General features: G+C 36.8%; 3 protein-coding genes. 2 read left to right on the forward strand and 1 reads right to left on the reverse strand.

The window, feature by feature from the left end:
- Window positions 1–112: 112 nt before the first annotated feature.
- A complete protein-coding gene (locus FTU05_RS17520; protein ID WP_180166193.1) occupies window positions 113–460 on the forward strand; it encodes a hypothetical protein in 348 nt (115 codons plus the stop codon).
- Between the two features lie 136 nt (window positions 461–596).
- Entirely contained in the window at window positions 597–1,397 is an 801-nt protein-coding gene (locus FTU05_RS17525) for a DUF2310 family Zn-ribbon-containing protein (RefSeq protein WP_114237944.1), read from the forward strand.
- 731 nt (window positions 1,398–2,128) lie between these two features.
- Here FTU05_RS17525 and FTU05_RS17530 read toward each other — a convergent pair.
- Window positions 2,129–2,223 (reverse strand): transposase domain-containing protein (locus tag FTU05_RS17530; protein WP_141192749.1); only part of this gene is annotated, 95 nt, incomplete at its 5' end.

Below are 2,223 nucleotides of genomic sequence, written 5' to 3' on the forward strand. Positions count from 1 at the left end.
TAGACAAAATGACACCAAATGAGTTTTACTATGATCAGCTACCCCAACAAAACAAGGTGGCTTAACTAGAGCGGAATATCACTTATAAATACGCTTTTAGTTGTTCAAACAAGTGGAACCACCTCTGATCTCAATAAGAAAACTGTATGTAATTAGCTTAAGTGCATTAATTACTGTGGCTTGTTCCAGTCAAAGTGAATCAGAAGGGATGCTAATTATAAATAACAAAACCTCCGAAGATATAACTAAGGTTAATTTAACTTATAAAACCACTAATAAATCAGAAAATATAGGTAATTTATCTCCTAATCAATCATTTAAGTATCCTATAAAATATTCTGACACCGAAGACTCTATAGTAATTACATATACTGATAGTAATAATACAGTGCATAAGGATGTAGCTGTTCCTTATTTCGGTAAATATGATAAGAAAAATTATAGTTATAATATCAAGTAGTTTAAGTATTATTAATATTTAGAGTGTACGGCATTGACGGTATAGGTTAAATTGACACTACAAGACAGCACTTTAACCAATTTCAACAGCAACATCCCCAAATATATTTAATATAAATTAAGCATGAGATATAAAAATGCACGCCTTTGATATTATCATACCCCAATATACAGGTATCGCTGAAGATGATGATAGCCACGACCATGATGTATTTTGTTATTTAGGAAATTTAGAAGGCAACGGACAAATATTACCCCGTAACCATCATTTAGCTGTTAGCCAAAATGATATTACTCGCGTGACTGTGGTGTGTCCTGAAATGGATGCCCTTGACCGTAAAAATATGAACAGCTATGCCCAAGAAATGCACAATAAAATCGAACAGTTAGCAGGTAAACCCATTCAAACCTTGTATATCGGAGAAGACCATGACTATCCTCTTCCCCGTTATGCCGTACCAACGCAATCTGAATTTTACATGTTGCGTTGGGGCTGGAGTTCGCCTTTACTAGATGGAGTAACCTTACAAGGCATTCCTCTATATAAAATCCCATATACCCAACCTGATCACCCTTGTTATGATAATGTGTGGTCATGGTATCGTCAGGCTGAAGCGTTATATCGTTTGTGGCTTGGTTCTCAACCAGTAAGTGAAGCCTTTGCCTTAGAGCAAATGCAAAATCCCAATTCTGAGCATAGCAAAATAGGTCGAGAATTGTGCCGTATCATTGAACAAAGCACAGGTGTACCCACCTATTATTTTCTAATGAATTACCGTGATTGGACACAGGCAGAAGATATGGAACAAAAATGTCCACTGACAGGGCAGGATTGGCTATTGCCTGCCAATACCTATCACTATATTGATTTTAAATGCGATGAGAGTCGTTTGGTGAGTGAGTTGAGTCAAAATTGGTCGGATGAAAGCGAGGACTGACCGAATGAAAAATTATTTGTGGTAAGCTCATAAAGCCTATCAAGCATAGAGATAAAAATAACACCCAAACTATCTGTAACCAACCGTGAATCGTCTCGATATTTTCGGAGAGTGTTTTACTGGAATCAGGTACAGGACAAGTTTATTTTCAGTATACCCTAGCGGAACCACCTAAAAAGCCCCTTAGACCTATTAATAGACTACCTAGAACAGACCGTTATAAGAAAACCGCCTATAACAGACTATTCTAGGTAGTCAGTTTTTCTCGCTATCTTGAGAAATCATAGTCTTCTTCGTTCCCGTCTAAATACTCGAATATAGGGGTCAGCACAGAAAACGGAAATTATAGGGCGGTAAGTACATTTGTTTACTTCTATGTAGTTGTTATTTAAAAACTTCGTTAAAATTTTCAATTAAATTGCATGTTGCCAATCTCTAGAAGACAGGCAAAGCATAAAAATATAAATCTCTGATTTTAATAAATTAATTAGTCCACAAAATTCCTTAGCGTGCTATTTTCTCCGAATTCTGTGCTGCCCCCAATTAGCAATATTTAGAAAGGTCTAGGATAGCTATTTCTTGGCACGGGTTGAGATTTTGGAGCAACTGATAGATCGCTATCCGCCAAAGGCTCAATTTCACTTAATTCTCGCCTAGTCGTTACCATCTCACTATAAGCTTCTTTGAAATCAGGATTATTGTAAGCGTCCGCTGAACCCCATGCCTATTTTTTAATTTGAGTTGGATTTCCAGCGATGTGGCAGTAATTCTTCAATCTGAGTCACTTTATGTGTCGGCAACCTTTTCAGCACATCACTTAAATAGG

Origin of the sequence: Acinetobacter sp. YH12049, from assembly GCF_013419875.1 — a bacterium.
GTDB classification, from domain to species: domain Bacteria; phylum Pseudomonadota; class Gammaproteobacteria; order Pseudomonadales; family Moraxellaceae; genus Acinetobacter; species Acinetobacter amyesii.

Bases quoted from the DNA above. Each gene is read 5' to 3' on its own strand.
- FTU05_RS17525 (WP_114237944.1), top strand. From the start codon at position 597: ATGCACGCCTTTGATATTATCATACCCCAATATACAGGTATCGCTGAA.